Consider the following 15,939-nt stretch of genomic DNA (forward strand, 5'->3'; position numbering starts at 1 on the left):
GCGCAGGAGCTCGCGATGCAACGTATCGATCATCCACTACCCTGGTGCCACCTCGGCACCGAGCGCACCCTCAGCGTGTTCCGCTACGGCAGTGGCTCACGCAAGGTGTATATCCAGGCCAGTCTGCACGCCGATGAATTGCCGGGTATGCGCACGGCCTGGGAATTGAAAAGGCGCCTGGCCGAACTTGAGGCCCAGGGCCTGCTCAATGGGGTGATTGAGCTGGTGCCGGTGGCCAATCCGATCGGCCTCGACCAGCACATGCAAAGCGCCCATATGGGCCGTTTTGAACTGGGCAGCGGAAAGAATTTCAATCGCGCGTTTTTTGAATTGAGCGCGCCGGTGGGGGAACTGATCGGTGCGCAGTTGGGCAGCGATGCCGTCGCCAACGTGGCCTTGATCCGCCAGGCCATGGGCCAGGTGCTCGATGGCTTGCCGGCCCCGGCCTCGCAACTGGAGGCCTTGCAGCGGTTGCTGCTGCGTCATGCCTGTGAAGCGCAGATCACCCTGGACCTGCATTGTGATTTCGAGGCGTCGATTCACCTGTACGCGCTGCCGCAGCACTGGCCGCAATGGCAGTCCCTGGCGGCGCGGTTGCAGGCGGGTGTGGCGTTGCTCTGTGAAGACTCTGGTGGCAGTTCGTTTGACGAGTCGTGCTCGACCCCCTGGCTGCGCCTGGCCAAGGCGTTTCCGGACGCGGCGATTCCCCTGGCCAACCTGGCGACCACCCTGGAGTTGGGCAGCATGGGCGATACCCGGGTTGAGCAGGCGCAGGCCAACTGCGAGGCGATCCTTGGGTTTCTAGCAGAGCAGGGGTTGATAGCCGGGCAGTGGCCGGCCGCACCGAGTGAGTGTTGTGAGGGCATGCCGTTTGCCGGGACTGAGTATCTGTTTGCGCCCCATCACGGGGTGGTGAGTTTTCTGCGTGAGGCGGGCGAGTGGGTCGAGCAGGGGGATCCGGTGTTTGAGGTGGTCAATCCGTTGACGGATCGGGTTTCGGTGGTGCGGGCCGGGACCAGTGGGGTGCTGTTTGCGCTGGATCGGTCGCGGTACACGGAGCCTGGGATCTGGCAGGCGAAGGTGGCGGGGCGGGGGGTGATCCGGGTTGGGCGATTGACGAATGATTGAGGTTTTTGGGGAGGGCATGTGGGAGCTGCCGAAGGCCGCGATCTTTTGATCTTGGCGTTGTGGGCATATCCGTTGCTGCGGTAACGGCGAGGACGCAGTCCTTGCCGCCCTTGATCGAGTCCGCCGCCCCTCGGCCTCTCACCATTCCCCGCATGCTACGCTCCCCCGCGAACCCGCCCCATTCAAGGAAGGTCCATGCTCAAGTTGTTTGCCGTATGTCTGTTGCTGGCATCCCCGGTCGTCCAGGCCCAATCGGTGTTGCACGACGATCTGCCGTTGCAGTACCTCGAACAATCGACCCCTGGTTCGGCCAATCAGCCGCTGGTGGTTTTTCTTCATGGCTACGGCAGCAACGAGGCCGATCTGTTTAGCCTCAAGCAGGGATTGCCGGCGTCCTATACCTATTTGGCAGTGCGTGCGCCGCAGGTGCTGGAGCAGGGCAGTTACCAGTGGTTTCACAAGAAGGGGGACGGGGCGTACGACGGGGACAGCGATGACTTGCAGCGCAGTGCCGCGTTGTTGGTGGATTTTGTCGCGAAGGCGGCGAGCAAATATCGCACCACGGCCGATCGGGTGTTCCTGGTGGGCTTCAGTCAGGGCGCAATCATGTCGTACGAGGTCGCGCTACGCCAGCCCGCGGCGGTGCGCGGGATCGCGGCGTTGAGTGGCAAGGTGCTGCCGGTGTTGCGAAGCCAGCTCAAGGCCGACCCGGCGCTGGCCTCGCTGGCGATTTTCATCGGTCATGGCTCCGACGACCAGCGCTTGCCCTTTACCGATGGCAGTGACGCCAACAGCCTGTTGTCGGGGCTGGGCCTGGCGCCGGAGTTCCATGCCTATCCAGGGCTCGGTCACAGTATCAGCGAGCGGGAGATCGAGGACCTCAACGCCTGGCTGTTACGGATCAACCGGTAGCTCGCCGGGCTATTTTTCGCCGAGGACGTTTTTCACCAGGGTCTCGTGCCCACTCTTGTCGTCAGCGCGGGAGATGATCTGGATCAGCATCATCCGGGTGCCGGAGCCGGCCAGCAGGCTGGTGTTGAGGGTCGGGCCGCCGCCCTGGGTGGCGGTGAAGTCGATCTGACGCAGGCCCAGGCCTTTGATAGTCAGGCTTTTTTCGCTTTGTTTGTTGAAGCCGGCCAAGGCTTCGCGTTGCTGGCTGGCGAAACCGGAGATGGACTCGTCGAGGAATACCGCGTCGTTGTCCTTGACGCTGAGGCCTTCGGGCAAGTTGTTTTCGGCGATGATCAGCACGGTTTTGCTTTGCTGATTGGTGTACATGGTGCCCTTGGCGCCGGACGTGCCGTTGGCCACATCACCACCGGGCAATGGGTTGGCAATAAAGCCCTTGGGCAGGGTGAAGGTGAATTTGTTGCCCAGTGCCGCGACTTTTTGCGCCGCAGCGGTCTTGGTCGTCGGCTGGCTGGCGGCGTAGACGCTGGGTGCAGTGAAGGTGGTGAGGGCTGTCAGCAGCAGAGCAGCGACGTGTTGACTGACGGTGATTTTTTTCAGCAGCGACATGCGAGTCTCCGGGTGTGATCGCGCGGTGGCGACGATCATCCCACGGGTCCCCTCACTCACTCCAGCCCGAACTTGCCGGCGGGTTGTCCATTCACGGCCTGGGCGGCGCTGTCTCGGTGCGCAGGTGTGAAGGCGCGGCCCGCCGCTTGGTGAGCAGCAGCATCAGCAGCGACACCGCCACCCCGAGCACAAAGGCCCAACCGCCCCAGCGTGGCAAGGTCAAGGCCAGGGTCAGGCAAAAGGCCGCGAAGGCGTACATGCCGGTAGCGGTGGCGCGGAGCAAGGCGGCGGCGAATGCCGGGCCCCGGGTTTGCTGGGAGAACACCGCCATCACGCTGCCAAGCACCGGGAACACCGCGAGCAAGCCGCTCCAGCGCTCACCCAGGGTGCTGGCGAACCAGGTCACCGCCAGGGTCAGCAACGCCCCGGCCAGCATGCGCAGCAACAGTTTGTCGGACTTCGGCGCGGGGCCTGCGAGCAAGGGTTGTACGGTGGGGAATAGGTAGGGTGCCGCGAGCAGGGCGGTGGCCGCGGCGATCACTGACAACACCAGCGATGCGGGTATCACCGACAGCACCCCCGCCACCAGGCTCCAGCTCAACAGGGCAATCAGCAGTGCCACCGGCCAGTTGCAGCGTTGCGCGGCCTGGGCGTAGACCACGCAGAAAGTGATCATCGCCGCCATGGCCGACAGCGCCGCAATCGCCGACTGGGTCGCAAATGCCGGGCCTTGCTCGACCGCGAGGAAAAACAGGATCGGCCCGACCACCACCGGCAACCCTGACAGCCATCCGGCAACGCTCGGCCCCCAGCGCTTGCCGGCCAGGGAAATCAGCAGCAGAAAACCGGGGATCAGCACGAGTTTCAACAGCAGCACGGAGCATTCCTTGTTCGATGGCAGGGCACACAGCATACAAGGCTTCGCCCTGGCGCCTGAACCCTCTGGCGGCGACATCCCCATCGCTTCAGGAGGGCCGCGTCGTCGATCGGTCTGGGGGCTGTTTGTGGTGATCAGCGCGGCGAACAGTTGGCTGATCGTGCAACTGCTGCGCTAAACCCGCTGCCGCCTTACTGATCCCAGTAAGGCACTGTGCCAAAGCGCTCGACGAAAAAGTCGATGACCGCACGCACTTTCACCGACAAGCGTCGACTGCCTGGCCAGAGAATGGCGATCTGCTGGGGCTCGAGGCTGTTGGACGCCTGGAAGTCCTCGAGCACCTGCACCAGCTTGCCTCGGCCCAGGGCCTCGCCGATCAGCCAGGAAGGAAACATCACCAGGCCCATGCCCTGTTCGGCGGCCTGGGTCAGGGTGTCGGCGTGGTTGCCGGTGAGTGGGCCCTTGACCGAGTAGGGCGTCCAGTCGCCCGGGTCTTGGCGGAAGAACCAGCGTTGCAGGCCGGAGTCGCCTTTGTAGGCCAGGCACTGGTGCCGCACCAGCTCCTCGGGGTGCCGAGGGGTGCCATGGCGTTCCAGATAGGCTGGGCTGGCGGCGACGTGATAGCGCTGCGGTGCGACCACGCGGCCCTGCATGCTGGAGTCGTGCAGGGCGCCGATGCGAAACAGCAGGTCGCAGCCTTCCTGCAACGGGTCGACGTAGCGGTCGGTTTGCTGGATTTCCAGCTGCAACTTGGGATAACGCTGGCACAGCTCGGCGATCCAGGGCGACAGGTGCAACTGCCCAAACACCACCGGCGCGTTGATGCGCACCAGGCCACTGGGTTCGCTGGCCTGTTCCTGCAAGGCCTGTTCGGCCTCCTCCAGTTGCACCAGCACCACGCGGGCATGCTGGCCGAGCAGGCGCCCGGCCTCGGTCGGCGTCACCGCCCGGGTATGGCGATAGAGCAATTGCTGGTTGAGGGCCTGCTCCATCAACTGGATCTGCCGCGAGATCGATGACGGCGCCAAGCCTTCGCGACGGGCGACTTCGGAAAAACTGCCGTGATCGAGGACCGCCACAAACAGCCGCAGCGCCTTGAAATTGAGTTCGTTGAGACCCTGCATGAATCAACCTGCTGTGCGAATTGCGCAAAAGTGTTGTTGATAGAGTGGCATTTATCGCAAAGGTTGGGCAATTGATACTGCCCGTCATTCTTTTCCCCTTTGTGCAGGAGTTGTCATGTCTTCAGGTTCTATCAGCGAGTCCGTCGGGGCCGCCGTCACGCCGCGGCCCAACCGGGTCACCCGCTTGTTGCTGTTACCGCTGGTGATCCTGGCGGGCATGGGCCTGTCGGTGGAGGCAGGTTTGCTGGGGCCGCTGGGTGTCCAGGTGGGGCATTTGTGGGCGACCCTGAGTATTTTCGGCGTCGGCTCGGCCTTGCTGTTTCTGCTGTTGCTGTTCAGCGGGCCGCAACCGGGGCCAGCACTGAGTTCCTTGCCCCGCTGGCAATTGATCGGTGGATTGCTCGGGCCGATGTACGTGGTGGTGTTGACCTTGGCGACCCCAGTGATCGGGATTGCCATGACGATGATTGCGATCCTCTCCGGCCAGGTCGGCAAGAGTGTGCTGATCGACCATTTCGGCTGGTTCGGCGCGTCTCGCAAGCCGGTCAACCGGGAGCGCTGGCAGGCCTTGCTGCTGATCGTTGCTGCCCTAGTCCTGATTGCGCGGGGTTGAACATGAATCTGTTTGTGTTGTTGCTGGTGGTCGTGGCGGCCGGTGCGGTGTTGAGTGTGCAGGCGGCGATCAATGGCCGGTTGGGCCAGGCAGTCGGCGTGTTGCGTAGCAGCCTGTTGACCTTTGTGGTGGGGGCCATCACTACCGCCTTGCTGATTCTGTTCTTTGAACCGGCCCATGCCGTCAGTTTGCTCGAGGTGCCGAAGTGGCAGCTCAGTGGAGCCCTGTTCGGGGTGGTGTACATGCTGGTGATGGTCGGCGCCGTGCCTCGGGTCGGAACGGCGGTGGCGACGGTGGCGGTGATCGTTGGCCAACTGGGCATGGGCATGCTGATTGACCATTTCGGCTGGCTGGGCAATCCGGCCATCGAGTTGTCCGCCAACCGTCTCCTGGCCATGGTTTGCCTGGGATTGGCACTGGTGTTGATGTACCGCAGCAGTAGCCGGCACGTCGCCTGAGGTTTATCGGCTAACCTCTATCAGGAGCGAGGGCCGCGAGGGTATGTCGGAGGGGGGCGGTCATTGCGTGGGAGGCGGCAATGGTGTCGCCTCTGGACGACCACACTTATGGAGTCAGACTGATGAAAGCAGACACCTGCGCCTGCCCCAACTGCACGTGCAAACTGGGCGAGCATTCGATTGTCCGGCATGGCAAGCACTACTGCTGCGAGGGCTGCGCCAAGCATCACGAGCACGGCGAAGTGTGCACGACAGCGGGCTGCCAATGCGCCAAAGGGACTCATGGCTAGTCGGTATAACCTTGCCGTGGGCGCCATTCGGTGCCAACGGCAAGGTCGTGCAGGCTTTAGCTCGTGAGCCGCCACGTAACGTTTTCGATGCCGAATTTCTCCGCTGCCGGCTTGCTGGTCTTCTTCACTTTCTCTCGGCCGAAACGACCGATGCGCCCGACCCCGGCGTCGCAACTGGCCCAATGCCAGGCCTCGGCGTTGTCCATCTTTTCCTGACGGATAATGAAAGACTTGGGCACACCGTGAAGGGTGTATTCGATGACGAACAATTTTGCGTTGATCATGTGCCGCTATTCCTCCCTGTCGTACTAGAGTGATCCTTCGGCGCGGGAAAAATTCATTCCAATTGCTCAGCGGGTCTCAATCGACTCGCTGCTGGGGGGCGGCCAATGGGCTCTGTTAGACTGGGCGATCTTTTTTTGCCGAGGTGCCCCCATGAGCGAGCCCATTCGCCTGACCCAATACAGTCACGGTGCAGGCTGTGGCTGCAAGATTTCGCCCCAGGTGCTGGAAGTGATCCTGGCCGGCAGTGGCGCCCAGAACCTCGACCCGAAACTCTGGGTGGGCAACGCTTCGCGCGATGATGCGGCGGTGTATGCAATCGATGACGAGCGCGGCGTGGTCTCGACCACCGACTTCTTCATGCCGATAGTCGATGATCCCTACGACTTCGGGCGTATCGCCGCGACCAATGCCATCAGCGATATCTACGCCATGGGGGGCGATCCGTTGATGGCGATTGCCATTCTCGGCTGGCCGGTCAATGTACTGGCGCCGGAGATTGCCCGGGAAGTGATTCGCGGCGGTCGGGCGATCTGCGATGAGGCGGGAATCCCCTTGGCCGGTGGGCACTCGATTGATGCTCCGGAGCCGATTTTCGGCCTGGCGGTCACGGGGCTGGTGCAAAAGTGCCATATGAAGCGCAACGACACCGCCACTGTCGGTTGCCTGCTGTACCTGACCAAGCCCTTGGGCATCGGCATCCTCACCACGGCTGAGAAGCAAGGCAAGTTGCGCGACAGCGACGTGGGGCTGGCGCGCGACTGGATGTGCACCCTGAACAAGCCGGGCAGTCGTTTCGGCAAGATCGAGGGGGTGAGCGCGATGACCGACGTCACCGGCTTTGGTTTGCTGGGGCACTTGGTGGAAATCGCCGACGGCAGTGCAGTGACGGCGCGTATCGCCTACGACCGAGTGCCGCGCCTGCCGGGTGTGGAGTACTACTTGGACCAGGGGTGCGTGCCCGGTGGAACCCTGCGCAATTTCGACAGCTATGCCCATCGACTCGGGCGGCTACAGGAGCTGCACAAGCGGGTATTGTGCGACCCGCAGACCAGTGGCGGTTTGCTGGTGGCCGTAACGCCTGAGGGCAATCCACAGTTTCTGGCGGTTGCCGCTGAATTGGGGCTGGACCTGACCCCCATCGGCGAACTGGTTGAGCGACAGAGTCACGCGGTAGAGGTGATTTGATGCCCATCGATCTCACCGATTATCGCGACATTTTCCTCAGTGAGCGGCCGATGATGGACACCCGGGCGCCGATCGAATTCACCAAGGGCGCATTCCCCGCAGTGGTCAACCTGCCGCTGATGACCGACAACGAACGCCAGCGCATTGGTACCTGCTACAAGCAGCAAGGGCAGCAGGCGGCAATTGCCTTGGGTCAGCAGATGGTGTCCGGTCCAGTGAAGGACGCGCGAGTTCGCGCCTGGGCCGAGTTCGCCCAGGCCCATCCCGAGGGCGCGCTCTACTGTTTTCGGGGTGGTTTGCGTTCGCAGATTGTCCAGCAGTGGCTCAAGGAAGAGGCCGGCATCGATTACCCGCGGGTCGGTGGCGGCTATAAGGCAATGCGTACCTTTTTGCTGGAAACGGTTGAACAGGCGGTGACGCAGTGCGACTTCGTCCTGCTGGGCGGGATGACGGGCACCGGCAAAACCGAGCTGCTGGTGCAATTGAACAATGGCCTGGACCTGGAAGGGCATGCCAATCACCGCGGTTCCAGCTTTGGCAAACGTGCGACCCCACAGCCTGGCAACATCGATTTTGAGAACTGCCTGGCGGTGGATGTGCTGAAAAAACGCGCCCGGGGCATTGAGCAGTTCGTGCTCGAAGATGAAAGCCGCATGGTCGGAAGCTGCGCGTTGCCGCTGCCGCTGTATCAGGGCATGCAGCAATGGCCGATGGTGTGGCTGGAGGACAGCATGGAGAACCGGGTCGAGCGCATCCTTCAGGATTACGTGATCGACTTGCACGCCGAATTTGTCGCCGAGTACGCAGAGGCAGGGTTTGCCCTGTTTTCCGAGCGCCTGCTTTCGAGCTTGAACAATATTCACCGGCGCTTGGGCGGCGAACGTCATCAGCGCATTGCAACGCTGATGGACGAAGCGCTCGTGCAAATGGCGCGCACGGGCCAGGTGGATGGATCCCGTCACTGGATCGCGTTGTTGTTGAGTGAATACTACGACCCGATGTACGCCTTCCAACGCGAGAAGCAAGGCGGGCGCATCGAGTTTGCCGGGGAGCAGGGCGCGGTGCTCGAGTATTTGCGCGAACGCAACGCGCCACGCTAGCCAATGGTCAGCGCGGCGTTACAGCAACGCCGCGCCGATCAACCCGCAAAGCATGCCTATCACCATGGTCAACACGGCCACCGTCACCAGCACCCGTGTGTCGAAGTCCTTGCGCAGCATCAACAGCGACGGCAGGCTGATGCTCGGCAGTGTCATCAGCAGGGCAACGGCCGGACCGGTGCCCATGCCCATGGCCATCATGGTTTGCACGATGGGGATTTCCGCGGCAGTGGGAATCACGAACAAGGTGCCGACAATGGCCAGGGGAACCAGCCACCACAAGCTGTCGGCCATCGCCCCATCGACATGGGGGAACAGCCACACCCGCGCCGCGCCCAGTGCCAGCACCGCCAGGACGTAGATGGGGATAGTGCTCCAGAACAATTGCCACAGGGTGCGGCCCCAGCGAGTGAGGAAGGGCTGGGTATCGTTGGTACTGGCGTTTGCCACCGCCTCCAGCGCAGCGTCTGGCACCCGTTCCGGCCGCGCGATGCGCTGGGCCACCAATGACACCCCCAGCACCAGTACAAGGCCCGCCACCAGGCGTAGCGCGGTGAACCCCCAGCCCAGGACAAACCCCATGAACACCAGGGTGGCCGGGTTTAGCACCGGGTTGCCGATCCAGAATGCCAGCGCCGCACCCACTGACACGTTTTGCCGGCGCATGCCGGCGGCCACCGGTGCCGCGCAACAACTGCACATCATGCCCGGCAGGGCGAACAGGCCTGCGCGCAGGGTCGAGGCGAAGCCCGCGCGGCCGAACAGCCGCAGCAGCCAGTCCCGCGGGATCAGCACTTGCAACAGGGAGCCGAGGATCACCGCCAGGACGGCGGCCTTCCAGATCGCCAGGAAGTACACCTTGGCGTATGTCAGTGCGGCGGCCAGGGGCGCGGTTTGCGCGTCGTTGAGAATCGAGGCGCCAATGCTGTGGCTGTCGGCAGCGGTAAAGGCCTTGAAGTAGTACGGGGACCACTTGACGTAGTAGAGGCCAATGCAGGCCACCAACAGGAACAAGGCCGGCTTGCACCAGAACGACCAGCCCCGGTTGGGGGAGGTTAAGAGGTTGGACATGCAGGGGTTCCGGGTACAGGGGGACAGGTCGCGCATCATACCTCACCCTGCGCCCCAGGCAGGTACGGCTTCCCTGTCAGGTCGGGCAGCTCTCCTGGCCGTTGTCCAAGCCCTGTTTGTAGTGCTGGCTCTGCAAGGTGGCCTTGCCGTTGTGCCAGGTCAGGGTCAGGACGTACATCGAGTCGAAGTCGCCAGACTCCCAGTCCTCGGTAATCGATTGCTTGCTGCCCACCGCTTCGCGCGCCACCTTGTTGATCAGATCCGGCAGGTAGCCGTGGGACCAGGCGGTGTAGATGATCGAGTTGTGGTATTTGTCGTGGAGCAGTTCGTCCGCCAGTTCACTGGTGTCGTTGGCGGAAAACTCGATGTTCACCGGCAGGCCCAGTTTGATCGCGCTGGGGCTGATGGTCATCAGGGGGCGGATGTAGCTGTAGGAATTGTCGAGCTCGCCTTCCTCGACATTGCGGGTCGGGTTGGCGGCAAACACGAAGTCGGCCTTGCCGAATTTTTCCGGCAACAGCTGCGCCAGGTCGATGGCGCGATTCAGTCCCTGGCAATTGAGTTGCCCGAGGCCGCCGGCAGGTTTTTCCGCATGGCGCAAAAACACCAGGGTCTGGGTGCCATCAACCGGCTGGGCGCGGCTTTCGCTCGACTCCAGGGACAGGAGGAGGGCGCAGGTAGTCAGCAGTGCAGGGAGGAACACGAAAGCGCGTTGCTTCAGGCGTTGGGTGATCTGCAGTGGGGTTTTCATCAAGTAATAGTTCTTCAGCACATTCAGGTTAAGGCTGACAAACCTTTCCACCGCAAGCTCCCGGCTTCGGATGGTTTTCCATGTCGTTAGGCGATTCGTCTTGCGCGCGCAGCCTTCAGAGTCCGCTGAGGGCCATTGGTTCGATTGGAATCTGCGGGCGCGCACTTTATCCGGGGTGGCGGTGAGGATGGGGGAAGGTTAGCGACATAATGTTTCCGATTTAAGATACCGACACCGGCAGGCTCGCTATAAGCTAGCTCGCGTACAGGCCGGCCGTGTGCCGCGTGTAAGGCCAAAACCAAGCCATTAAATTGTCACTGGATGTTCACTATGACCGATTTGTCAGCCTTCCCGATTACTGAAAAATGGCCTGCCCAGTTCCCCGAGTGGCTCCAACTCTACTCCTTGCCGACGCCAAACGGGGTCAAAGTCTCGATCATGCTCGAAGAGATCGGCCTGCCGTATGAGGCCCATCGGGTGAGTTTCGAGAGCAACGACCAGATGTCCCCGGCGTTCCTGTCGCTCAATCCCAACAACAAGATTCCGGCGATCCTCGACCCCCACGGTCCCGACGACAAGCCGTTGGCGCTGTTCGAGTCCGGCGCGATCCTGATCTACCTTGCTGACAAGAGCGGGCAACTGCTGGCCCAGGAATCGGCGGCACGTTACGAGACGATTCAGTGGCTGATGTTCCAGATGGGCGGTATCGGCCCGATGTTCGGCCAACTGGGCTTTTTCAACAAATTCGCTGGCAAGGAGTACGAGGACAAACGTCCGCGGGACCGTTATGTCGCCGAGAGTACGCGCCTGCTGAAGGTGCTCGATGAGCGTCTGCAAGGTCGTGACTGGATCATGGGCGAGCGCTACACCATCGCTGATATCGCGATCTTCCCGTGGGTGCGCAACCTGATCGGCTTTTATGAGGCCGGCGATTTGGTGGGGATCAATCACTTCCCGAATGTGCTGCGGGTACTGGAGCGCTTCCTGGCACGCCCGGCGGTGGTGCGCGGGCTGGAAATTCCCAAGCCTTGAACCGGCACGCCACTGCGTTGCGCAGTGGCGTGCCTTGGTCTTGGGCTAGCGGTTGCTGACCGCCAGCTTGAGGCCAAAGCCGATCAGCGCGACGCTTGCCACCCGGGTGGCAATGGTCCGGGCCAGGGGCTGGGCCTTTAAGCGGATCGCGGCGGCGTTACCGATCAGCACCAGGGCGCCCTGGTATAGCAGGCTGATCAGAGTCACGTGGACCATCATCGCCACCAGGGTCACACTCGACGACCCCGGGCTGATGAACAGCGGGAAGAACGCCACGAAAAACAGCATGACTTTCGGGTTGGTCAGGCTGATGACCAGGGCGTTGCGCAAGTAGGTACGCGCCGAGCGTCGCGGTTCCGGTTCCGCGTCATGGTGTGCCACGGGGGCGCGCAACATTTGCAGGCCCATCCAGCACAGGTACGCCGCACCGAACCACTGCAGGCCCTGGAACAACATCGGGTTGGCACTCATCAGTGCTGCCAGGCCGGCTGCAGCGGCAATCATGTAGGCCGCATCCCCCAGCAGGGTCCCCAGCACCGCGCCAAAACCGGCGGCAATGCCGTTGCGGGCGGTGGCATTGAGGATAGCGAAGGTGCCGGGGCCGGGAATCAGTTGGAAAATCACGATCGCTGCGATAAAACTGCCGTAGTTCTGAATCTCAAACATCAGGGTTCACTCCGTATCCTTCGGGGTTTGTCACCCGGCATGGGTGCGTTACCAGATTAGTTGAACCTTGAGGAGCTGTCAGCGGGGGAGGCGTTCAGGTTTTATTGTTACCGTTTTCGCAATAAACTCTTGCGCTACCTGCATTTGTGTCACTAGGGGCGTGAGGCATAAGCTCGCGCTTCCAGCACTTTTGTCTTGTCCAGGCCATTGGCCTCCTGCCAGGAAATTTCATGTCCAGTCAGTTCCCCGAAGCCCGTCCACGCCGTTTGCGGCGCACCCCGCAACTGCGCAAGCTGTTCCAGGAAACCGAATTCAGCCTCAATGACCTGGTGCTGCCGATCTTTGTCGAGGAAGAAATCGACGATTTCGTGCCGATCACCAGCATGCCTGGCGTGCGACGGATTCCTGAGTCGAAACTGGCCGGTGAAATCGAGCGTTACGCCCGAGCCGGTATTCAATCGGTGATGACCTTTGGGGTGTCGCATCATCTGGATGGCAACGGCAGTGACACCTGGCGGGAAAACGGTCTGGTGTCGCGCATGGCGCGGATCTGCAAGGATGCGGTGCCGGAAATGATCGTCATGTCCGACACCTGCTTCTGCGAGTACACCGACCATGGTCACTGCGGGGTAATGCATGGCACCGAAGTCGACAATGACCTGACCCTGTTCAACCTTGGCCAGCAAGCCGTCGCCGCTGCGCGTGCCGGGGCGGATGTGATTGCACCCTCGGCGGCCATGGACGGGCAGGTGCAGGCCATTCGCCGGGCCCTGGACGCGGCGGGCTTCAGCCAGACGTCGATCATGGCCTATTCGACCAAGTTTGCCTCGGCCCTCTACGGTCCGTTCCGCGAGGCGGGCGGCAGTGCGCTCAAGGGCGATCGCAAGAGCTACCAGATGAACCCGATGAATCGCCGTGAGGCCGTGCGCGAATCGTTGCTGGATGAGCAGGAAGGCGCCGACGCGCTGATGGTCAAGCCGGCCGGTGCCTACCTGGACATCATCCGCGACATCCGCGAAGCCTCGCGGTTGCCGTTGGCGGCGTATCAGGTCAGTGGCGAGTACGCGATGATCAAGTTCGGCGCGGCCGCTGGCGCGATTGACGAGGAGCGGGTGGTGCGCGAAAGCCTGGGTGCGATCAAGCGTGCCGGTGCGGACCTGATCTTCACCTATTTCGCCATGGACCTGGCCCTCAGCGGAATCTGACCCGGCACGGGCCGGCCGTCGGCGGTGATAAAGCTGAACACCCACTCTGTCGTTCTGGTGGGCAGTGGCGTCCTTATCACCGCCCCATGGGGCTCAGCGCTGGGCAAACGCCAGGTTCAGGCCCAGTGCTGCAAACGACGCGGAAAATCCGCGGCGCAGCCAGTTCTGGACGGTAGGAGACTCGATGACGGCCGTGCGAAAAAAGTTCGCCAGGAGGCCATAGATCACAAATACCGCAAAGGTCATCAACATGAATACGGTGCTCAAGGTGAGCATCTGCACCGCGGTCGACGGCCCGTGGGGCGTGATGAACTGCGGGAGGAACGCCAGGAAGAAGATCGTCAGCTTGGGATTGAGCAGGTTGAGCAGGCCGGCGCGCAGCATGATGCTGGTGCCACTCAGGTTGAACGGTACATCGCTGACGGCAAAGGCCGAGCGATCGCGCCAGGTGGCGTAGGCCAGGTACAGCAGGTAGGCGACCCCGGCAAACTTCAGTCCCTGGAACGCCAGGGCGCTGGTATGCAGGATCGCCGACAGGCCCAGCATCGAGGCCATCAAGTGCGGCACTATCCCGCCCGTGCAGCCCAGGGCCGCGTAAACACTGGCCCGCTTGCCGGCGGCCAGCGCAGTGGAGAGGGTAAACACCACGCCAGTGCCGGGGATCAGCACCACGATCAGTGAGGTCAGCAGAAAATCCATTGTCAGCATGCCAGCGAACTCCAGTCGGTGATCGGGTGTCAGAGCACCCGTAAGCAATTGTTCATTTAAGTGCAACGCGGCTTGCTTTTCCATAGGAAAACACCGGAGTGTGTGCCATTCGCCCGGTCGGTCAAAAGGACCCTTGAGTCACGTCATGCAAGCCAATCAATTGATCATCAGCCTCGCCACGCTGCTGTTGCTGGCCGGGTGTGCGAGCCAGGGTAGTCGCGAAGAGGCGCCCAAGCCGGACCAGGTCAAAGCGCAGATTGTGCGCCTGCTGCCCGTTAGCACAGTGGACCGGCAAGGTTGGGCCAACGACATCTATAGTGCCTTTGCCGCGCAGGCGATTCCTGCGACCAAGCAGAATCTTTGTTCGGTGCTGGCGGTCACCGAGCAGGAGTCGACCTTTCAGGCCGACCCAAAAGTACCGGGGCTGGGCAAGATTGCCCGGGACGAGATTGACCGCCGTGCTGCCAGGGCGCATATCCCCAGTCTCCTGGTGCGAGGGGCATTGCAGGTCAGCTCGACCAATGGCAAAAGTTACAGTGACCGGCTGAATGCCGCGCGCAGCGAGAAAGAGCTCAGCGCGATCTTCGATGACTTCATCGGCCGAGTGCCCATGGGCAAGGGCCTGTTTGGCGGTTGGAACCCGGTGCACACCGGTGGGCCGATGCAGGTCAGCATCGCGTTTGCCGAGAAACAAGCGCGCAACTACCCGTACCCGGTGGACGGTTCTATCCGCCGAGAGGTGTTCACCCGGCGGGGCGGTATGTACTTCGGGATCGCCCATTTGCTCGGCTACCCGGTGAACTACCGCCAGCCGCTGTACCGGTTCGCCGATTTTAATGCCGGGTGGTACGCCAGCCGCAATGCGGCATTTCAGGCTGCCCTGAATCGTGCGACAGGTGGCTCCCTGGCCCTGGATGGCGACTTGATTCGCTACGGTTCGCTGCTGCCGGGCTCGACTGAGCTCGCAGTGCGCAGCCTGGGTAAACGTCTGGATATGCGCAACAGTACAATCCGCGATCAGCTGGAGCTGGGGGACAGCCTGGCGTTCGAAGACAGCAAACTCTACAAACGGGTGTTCGCGCTGGCCGAAAAGGCTCAAGGCAAGTCGCTACCCAGGGCGGTTTTGCCAGGGATCGAACTCCAGAGCCCGAAAATCACCCGCAAGCTCACCACCGCCTGGTTTGCCAAGCGTGTCGATGAGCGTTATCAGCGCTGCATGAAGCGCGCGGGTACGGGTTAGGGCTGGCAGCGGACGAAAAAAAGCCCGGCAGCGCATGCCGGGCTTTTTTGTTGAGTGTTGCGGGCCGGCAACTCATGCACGGTTCTGGGTCAGGCGATCGGAGCCACCTTCGGCGACACGGTTCTGTTGCAGGCGGTCGGAGCCACCTTCGGCGACACGGTTCTGTTGCAGGCGGTCGGAGCCACCTTCGACGATACGGTTCTGTTGCAGGCGATCGGAGCCACCTTCGGCAATCACGGCTGGCTGCTGCGCAGCGGTGACGGGTTGTGCCAGATTGCCAGCGAATGCATTAGCGGCCATTACGGAGAAAGCGAGGCTGAGGATGATGTGGCGTTTCATGAGTATGTGCTCCGGGGATGTCGTTGTTGGGTATGGAGCCAATGTTACGCGTCAGGATTTTTAAGAGAATTTCATTGGGTCGATGGTGAACATCGATGGCGGTGATGGCGCGGGCAAGCAGGGGCAGGAGATTGTTCTTCTATATATAGAGAGCCGGAAATGAGGATGGCTCCCGGGTTTTGATAGAAAAACCAAATTAGCAGTTGACGGCAGATTCTGAATGTCTATAATTCGCCCCACTTCCGGCGCAGTCGAAACGGAAAACTCCTTGGAAAACAATGAGTTAAGCAGTTTTCGGCAGCAGGTTGCTTCAGTTCATCGAAGCGCGAAAGGAGTTGAAAAAGAGGTG

General features: G+C 61.8%; 19 protein-coding genes and 1 pseudogene. 11 read left to right on the forward strand and 9 right to left on the reverse strand.

Features of this window, described 5'->3' with window-relative positions:
* Positions 1 to 15 precede the first annotated feature (15 nt).
* Positions 16 to 1,128, forward strand: coding sequence for a succinylglutamate desuccinylase/aspartoacylase family protein (locus tag AACY45_RS09470; RefSeq protein WP_339545217.1), 1,113 nt, complete (start codon positions 16 to 18; stop codon positions 1,126 to 1,128).
* A gap of 195 nt (positions 1,129 to 1,323) precedes the next feature.
* Positions 1,324 to 2,040, forward strand: a complete 717-nt coding sequence (locus tag AACY45_RS09475) for an alpha/beta hydrolase (RefSeq protein WP_339545218.1) — start codon at positions 1,324 to 1,326, stop codon at positions 2,038 to 2,040.
* 9 nt (positions 2,041 to 2,049) lie between these two features.
* Here the strand turns inward: AACY45_RS09475 and AACY45_RS09480 are convergent, their stop codons facing one another.
* Both AACY45_RS09480 and AACY45_RS09485 read right to left on the reverse strand, forming a co-directional pair.
* Positions 2,050 to 2,646: a hypothetical protein gene (locus AACY45_RS09480; RefSeq protein WP_339545219.1), complete on the reverse strand. Its 597-nt coding sequence runs from the start codon at positions 2,644 to 2,646 to the stop codon at positions 2,050 to 2,052.
* Between the two features lie 91 nt (positions 2,647 to 2,737).
* The gene (locus AACY45_RS09485) at positions 2,738 to 3,523 is read right to left on the reverse strand and encodes a hypothetical protein (RefSeq protein WP_339545220.1); all 786 of its coding nucleotides are present in this window, start codon (positions 3,521 to 3,523) and stop codon (positions 2,738 to 2,740) included.
* Positions 3,524 to 3,533: 10 nt separating this feature from the next.
* Here AACY45_RS09485 and AACY45_RS09490 point away from each other — a divergent pair, with 10 nt between their 5' ends.
* Complete coding sequence (locus tag AACY45_RS09490; RefSeq protein WP_339545221.1) at positions 3,534 to 3,701, forward strand: hypothetical protein; 168 nt, start codon at positions 3,534 to 3,536, stop codon at positions 3,699 to 3,701.
* Positions 3,702 to 3,714: 13 nt separating this feature from the next.
* Here the strand turns inward: AACY45_RS09490 and AACY45_RS09495 are convergent, their stop codons facing one another.
* On the reverse strand, positions 3,715 to 4,647 hold the full coding sequence (locus AACY45_RS09495; RefSeq protein WP_339545222.1) for a LysR family transcriptional regulator: 933 nt from the start codon (positions 4,645 to 4,647) through the stop codon (positions 3,715 to 3,717).
* Between the two features lie 115 nt (positions 4,648 to 4,762).
* Here AACY45_RS09495 and AACY45_RS09500 point away from each other — a divergent pair, with 115 nt between their 5' ends.
* The 3 genes from AACY45_RS09500 (at position 4,763) to AACY45_RS09510 (ending at position 6,008) form a co-directional block, all read left to right on the forward strand.
* Positions 4,763 to 5,260, forward strand: coding sequence for a DMT family transporter (locus AACY45_RS09500; RefSeq protein WP_339545223.1), 498 nt, complete (start codon positions 4,763 to 4,765; stop codon positions 5,258 to 5,260).
* Positions 5,261 to 5,262: 2 nt separating this feature from the next.
* Positions 5,263 to 5,718: a DMT family transporter gene (locus AACY45_RS09505; protein ID WP_339545224.1), complete on the forward strand. Its 456-nt coding sequence runs from the start codon at positions 5,263 to 5,265 to the stop codon at positions 5,716 to 5,718.
* 122 nt (positions 5,719 to 5,840) lie between these two features.
* Positions 5,841 to 6,008 carry a metallothionein gene (locus tag AACY45_RS09510; protein ID WP_339545225.1) on the forward strand — a complete coding sequence of 56 codons (168 nt, stop codon included), beginning with the start codon at positions 5,841 to 5,843 and terminating at the stop codon, positions 6,006 to 6,008.
* Positions 6,009 to 6,064: 56 nt separating this feature from the next.
* Here the strand turns inward: AACY45_RS09510 and AACY45_RS09515 are convergent, their stop codons facing one another.
* Positions 6,065 to 6,292 carry a DUF6555 family protein gene (locus tag AACY45_RS09515; protein ID WP_339545226.1) on the reverse strand — a complete coding sequence of 76 codons (228 nt, stop codon included), beginning with the start codon at positions 6,290 to 6,292 and terminating at the stop codon, positions 6,065 to 6,067.
* Between the two features lie 151 nt (positions 6,293 to 6,443).
* Between AACY45_RS09515 and selD the strand changes: the two genes are divergently transcribed.
* Both selD and mnmH read left to right on the forward strand, forming a co-directional pair.
* Positions 6,444 to 7,478, forward strand: coding sequence for a selenide, water dikinase SelD (gene selD, locus AACY45_RS09520; protein WP_339545227.1), 1,035 nt, complete (start codon positions 6,444 to 6,446; stop codon positions 7,476 to 7,478).
* Positions 7,478 to 8,578, forward strand: a complete 1,101-nt coding sequence (mnmH, locus tag AACY45_RS09525; protein ID WP_339545228.1) for a tRNA 2-selenouridine(34) synthase MnmH — start codon at positions 7,478 to 7,480, stop codon at positions 8,576 to 8,578. Before selD ends, mnmH begins: the two co-directional genes overlap by 1 nt.
* 18 nt (positions 8,579 to 8,596) lie before the next feature.
* Here the strand turns inward: mnmH and AACY45_RS09530 are convergent, their stop codons facing one another.
* Together AACY45_RS09530 and AACY45_RS09535 are read right to left on the reverse strand one after the other, a co-directional pair.
* Positions 8,597 to 9,649, reverse strand: a complete 1,053-nt coding sequence (locus tag AACY45_RS09530) for a permease (protein ID WP_339545229.1) — start codon at positions 9,647 to 9,649, stop codon at positions 8,597 to 8,599.
* Between the two features lie 76 nt (positions 9,650 to 9,725).
* Positions 9,726 to 10,400, reverse strand: a complete 675-nt coding sequence (locus AACY45_RS09535; RefSeq protein WP_339545240.1) for a histidine phosphatase family protein — start codon at positions 10,398 to 10,400, stop codon at positions 9,726 to 9,728.
* A gap of 330 nt (positions 10,401 to 10,730) precedes the next feature.
* Here AACY45_RS09535 and AACY45_RS09540 point away from each other — a divergent pair, with 330 nt between their 5' ends.
* The gene (locus AACY45_RS09540; RefSeq protein WP_339545230.1) at positions 10,731 to 11,432 is read left to right on the forward strand and encodes a glutathione S-transferase N-terminal domain-containing protein; all 702 of its coding nucleotides are present in this window, start codon (positions 10,731 to 10,733) and stop codon (positions 11,430 to 11,432) included.
* A 45-nt stretch (positions 11,433 to 11,477) separates the two neighbouring features.
* On the opposite strand, the gene AACY45_RS09545 is transcribed toward AACY45_RS09540, so the two are convergent.
* Positions 11,478 to 12,098, reverse strand: coding sequence for a LysE family translocator (locus tag AACY45_RS09545; RefSeq protein WP_339545231.1), 621 nt, complete (start codon positions 12,096 to 12,098; stop codon positions 11,478 to 11,480).
* Between the two features lie 230 nt (positions 12,099 to 12,328).
* Between AACY45_RS09545 and hemB the strand changes: the two genes are divergently transcribed.
* Complete coding sequence (gene hemB / locus AACY45_RS09550; protein ID WP_339545232.1) at positions 12,329 to 13,303, forward strand: porphobilinogen synthase; 975 nt, start codon at positions 12,329 to 12,331, stop codon at positions 13,301 to 13,303.
* Positions 13,304 to 13,396: 93 nt separating this feature from the next.
* On the opposite strand, the gene AACY45_RS09555 is transcribed toward hemB, so the two are convergent.
* The gene (locus AACY45_RS09555) at positions 13,397 to 14,011 is read right to left on the reverse strand and encodes a LysE family translocator (RefSeq protein WP_339545233.1); all 615 of its coding nucleotides are present in this window, start codon (positions 14,009 to 14,011) and stop codon (positions 13,397 to 13,399) included.
* A 145-nt stretch (positions 14,012 to 14,156) separates the two neighbouring features.
* On the opposite strand from AACY45_RS09555, the gene AACY45_RS09560 reads away from it, so the two are divergent.
* The gene (locus tag AACY45_RS09560) at positions 14,157 to 15,251 is read left to right on the forward strand and encodes a DUF1615 domain-containing protein (protein ID WP_339545234.1); all 1,095 of its coding nucleotides are present in this window, start codon (positions 14,157 to 14,159) and stop codon (positions 15,249 to 15,251) included.
* A gap of 78 nt (positions 15,252 to 15,329) precedes the next feature.
* Here AACY45_RS09560 and AACY45_RS09565 read toward each other — a convergent pair.
* Positions 15,330 to 15,590: pseudogene (locus AACY45_RS09565) on the reverse strand (phage infection protein); the annotation flags it as partial.
* Positions 15,591 to 15,939: the final 349 nt, after the last annotated feature.

It is taken from the genome of Pseudomonas sp. RA_35y_Pfl2_P32 (assembly GCF_963970735.1).
Lineage (GTDB): Bacteria > Pseudomonadota > Gammaproteobacteria > Pseudomonadales > Pseudomonadaceae > Aquipseudomonas.

Coding starts and splice junctions, on each gene's coding strand:
- AACY45_RS09505 (WP_339545224.1), top strand. CDS start 5,263: ATGAATCTGTTTGTGTTGTTGCTGGTGGTCGTGGCGGCCGGTGCGGTG.
- AACY45_RS09555 (WP_339545233.1), bottom strand. CDS start 14,011: ATGCTGACAATGGATTTTCTGCTGACCTCACTGATCGTGGTGCTGATC.
- AACY45_RS09495 (WP_339545222.1), bottom strand. CDS start 4,647: ATGCAGGGTCTCAACGAACTCAATTTCAAGGCGCTGCGGCTGTTTGTG.
- AACY45_RS09475 (WP_339545218.1), top strand. CDS start 1,324: ATGCTCAAGTTGTTTGCCGTATGTCTGTTGCTGGCATCCCCGGTCGTC.
- selD (WP_339545227.1), top strand. CDS start 6,444: ATGAGCGAGCCCATTCGCCTGACCCAATACAGTCACGGTGCAGGCTGT.
- AACY45_RS09545 (WP_339545231.1), bottom strand. CDS start 12,098: ATGTTTGAGATTCAGAACTACGGCAGTTTTATCGCAGCGATCGTGATT.
- AACY45_RS09510 (WP_339545225.1), top strand. CDS start 5,841: ATGAAAGCAGACACCTGCGCCTGCCCCAACTGCACGTGCAAACTGGGC.
- AACY45_RS09470 (WP_339545217.1), top strand. CDS start 16: ATGCAACGTATCGATCATCCACTACCCTGGTGCCACCTCGGCACCGAG.
- AACY45_RS09530 (WP_339545229.1), bottom strand. CDS start 9,649: ATGTCCAACCTCTTAACCTCCCCCAACCGGGGCTGGTCGTTCTGGTGC.
- AACY45_RS09500 (WP_339545223.1), top strand. CDS start 4,763: ATGTCTTCAGGTTCTATCAGCGAGTCCGTCGGGGCCGCCGTCACGCCG.
- hemB (WP_339545232.1), top strand. CDS start 12,329: ATGTCCAGTCAGTTCCCCGAAGCCCGTCCACGCCGTTTGCGGCGCACC.
- AACY45_RS09535 (WP_339545240.1), bottom strand. CDS start 10,400: ATGAAAACCCCACTGCAGATCACCCAACGCCTGAAGCAACGCGCTTTC.
- AACY45_RS09560 (WP_339545234.1), top strand. CDS start 14,157: ATGCAAGCCAATCAATTGATCATCAGCCTCGCCACGCTGCTGTTGCTG.
- mnmH (WP_339545228.1), top strand. CDS start 7,478: ATGCCCATCGATCTCACCGATTATCGCGACATTTTCCTCAGTGAGCGG.
- AACY45_RS09540 (WP_339545230.1), top strand. CDS start 10,731: ATGACCGATTTGTCAGCCTTCCCGATTACTGAAAAATGGCCTGCCCAG.
- AACY45_RS09515 (WP_339545226.1), bottom strand. CDS start 6,292: ATGATCAACGCAAAATTGTTCGTCATCGAATACACCCTTCACGGTGTG.
- AACY45_RS09480 (WP_339545219.1), bottom strand. CDS start 2,646: ATGTCGCTGCTGAAAAAAATCACCGTCAGTCAACACGTCGCTGCTCTG.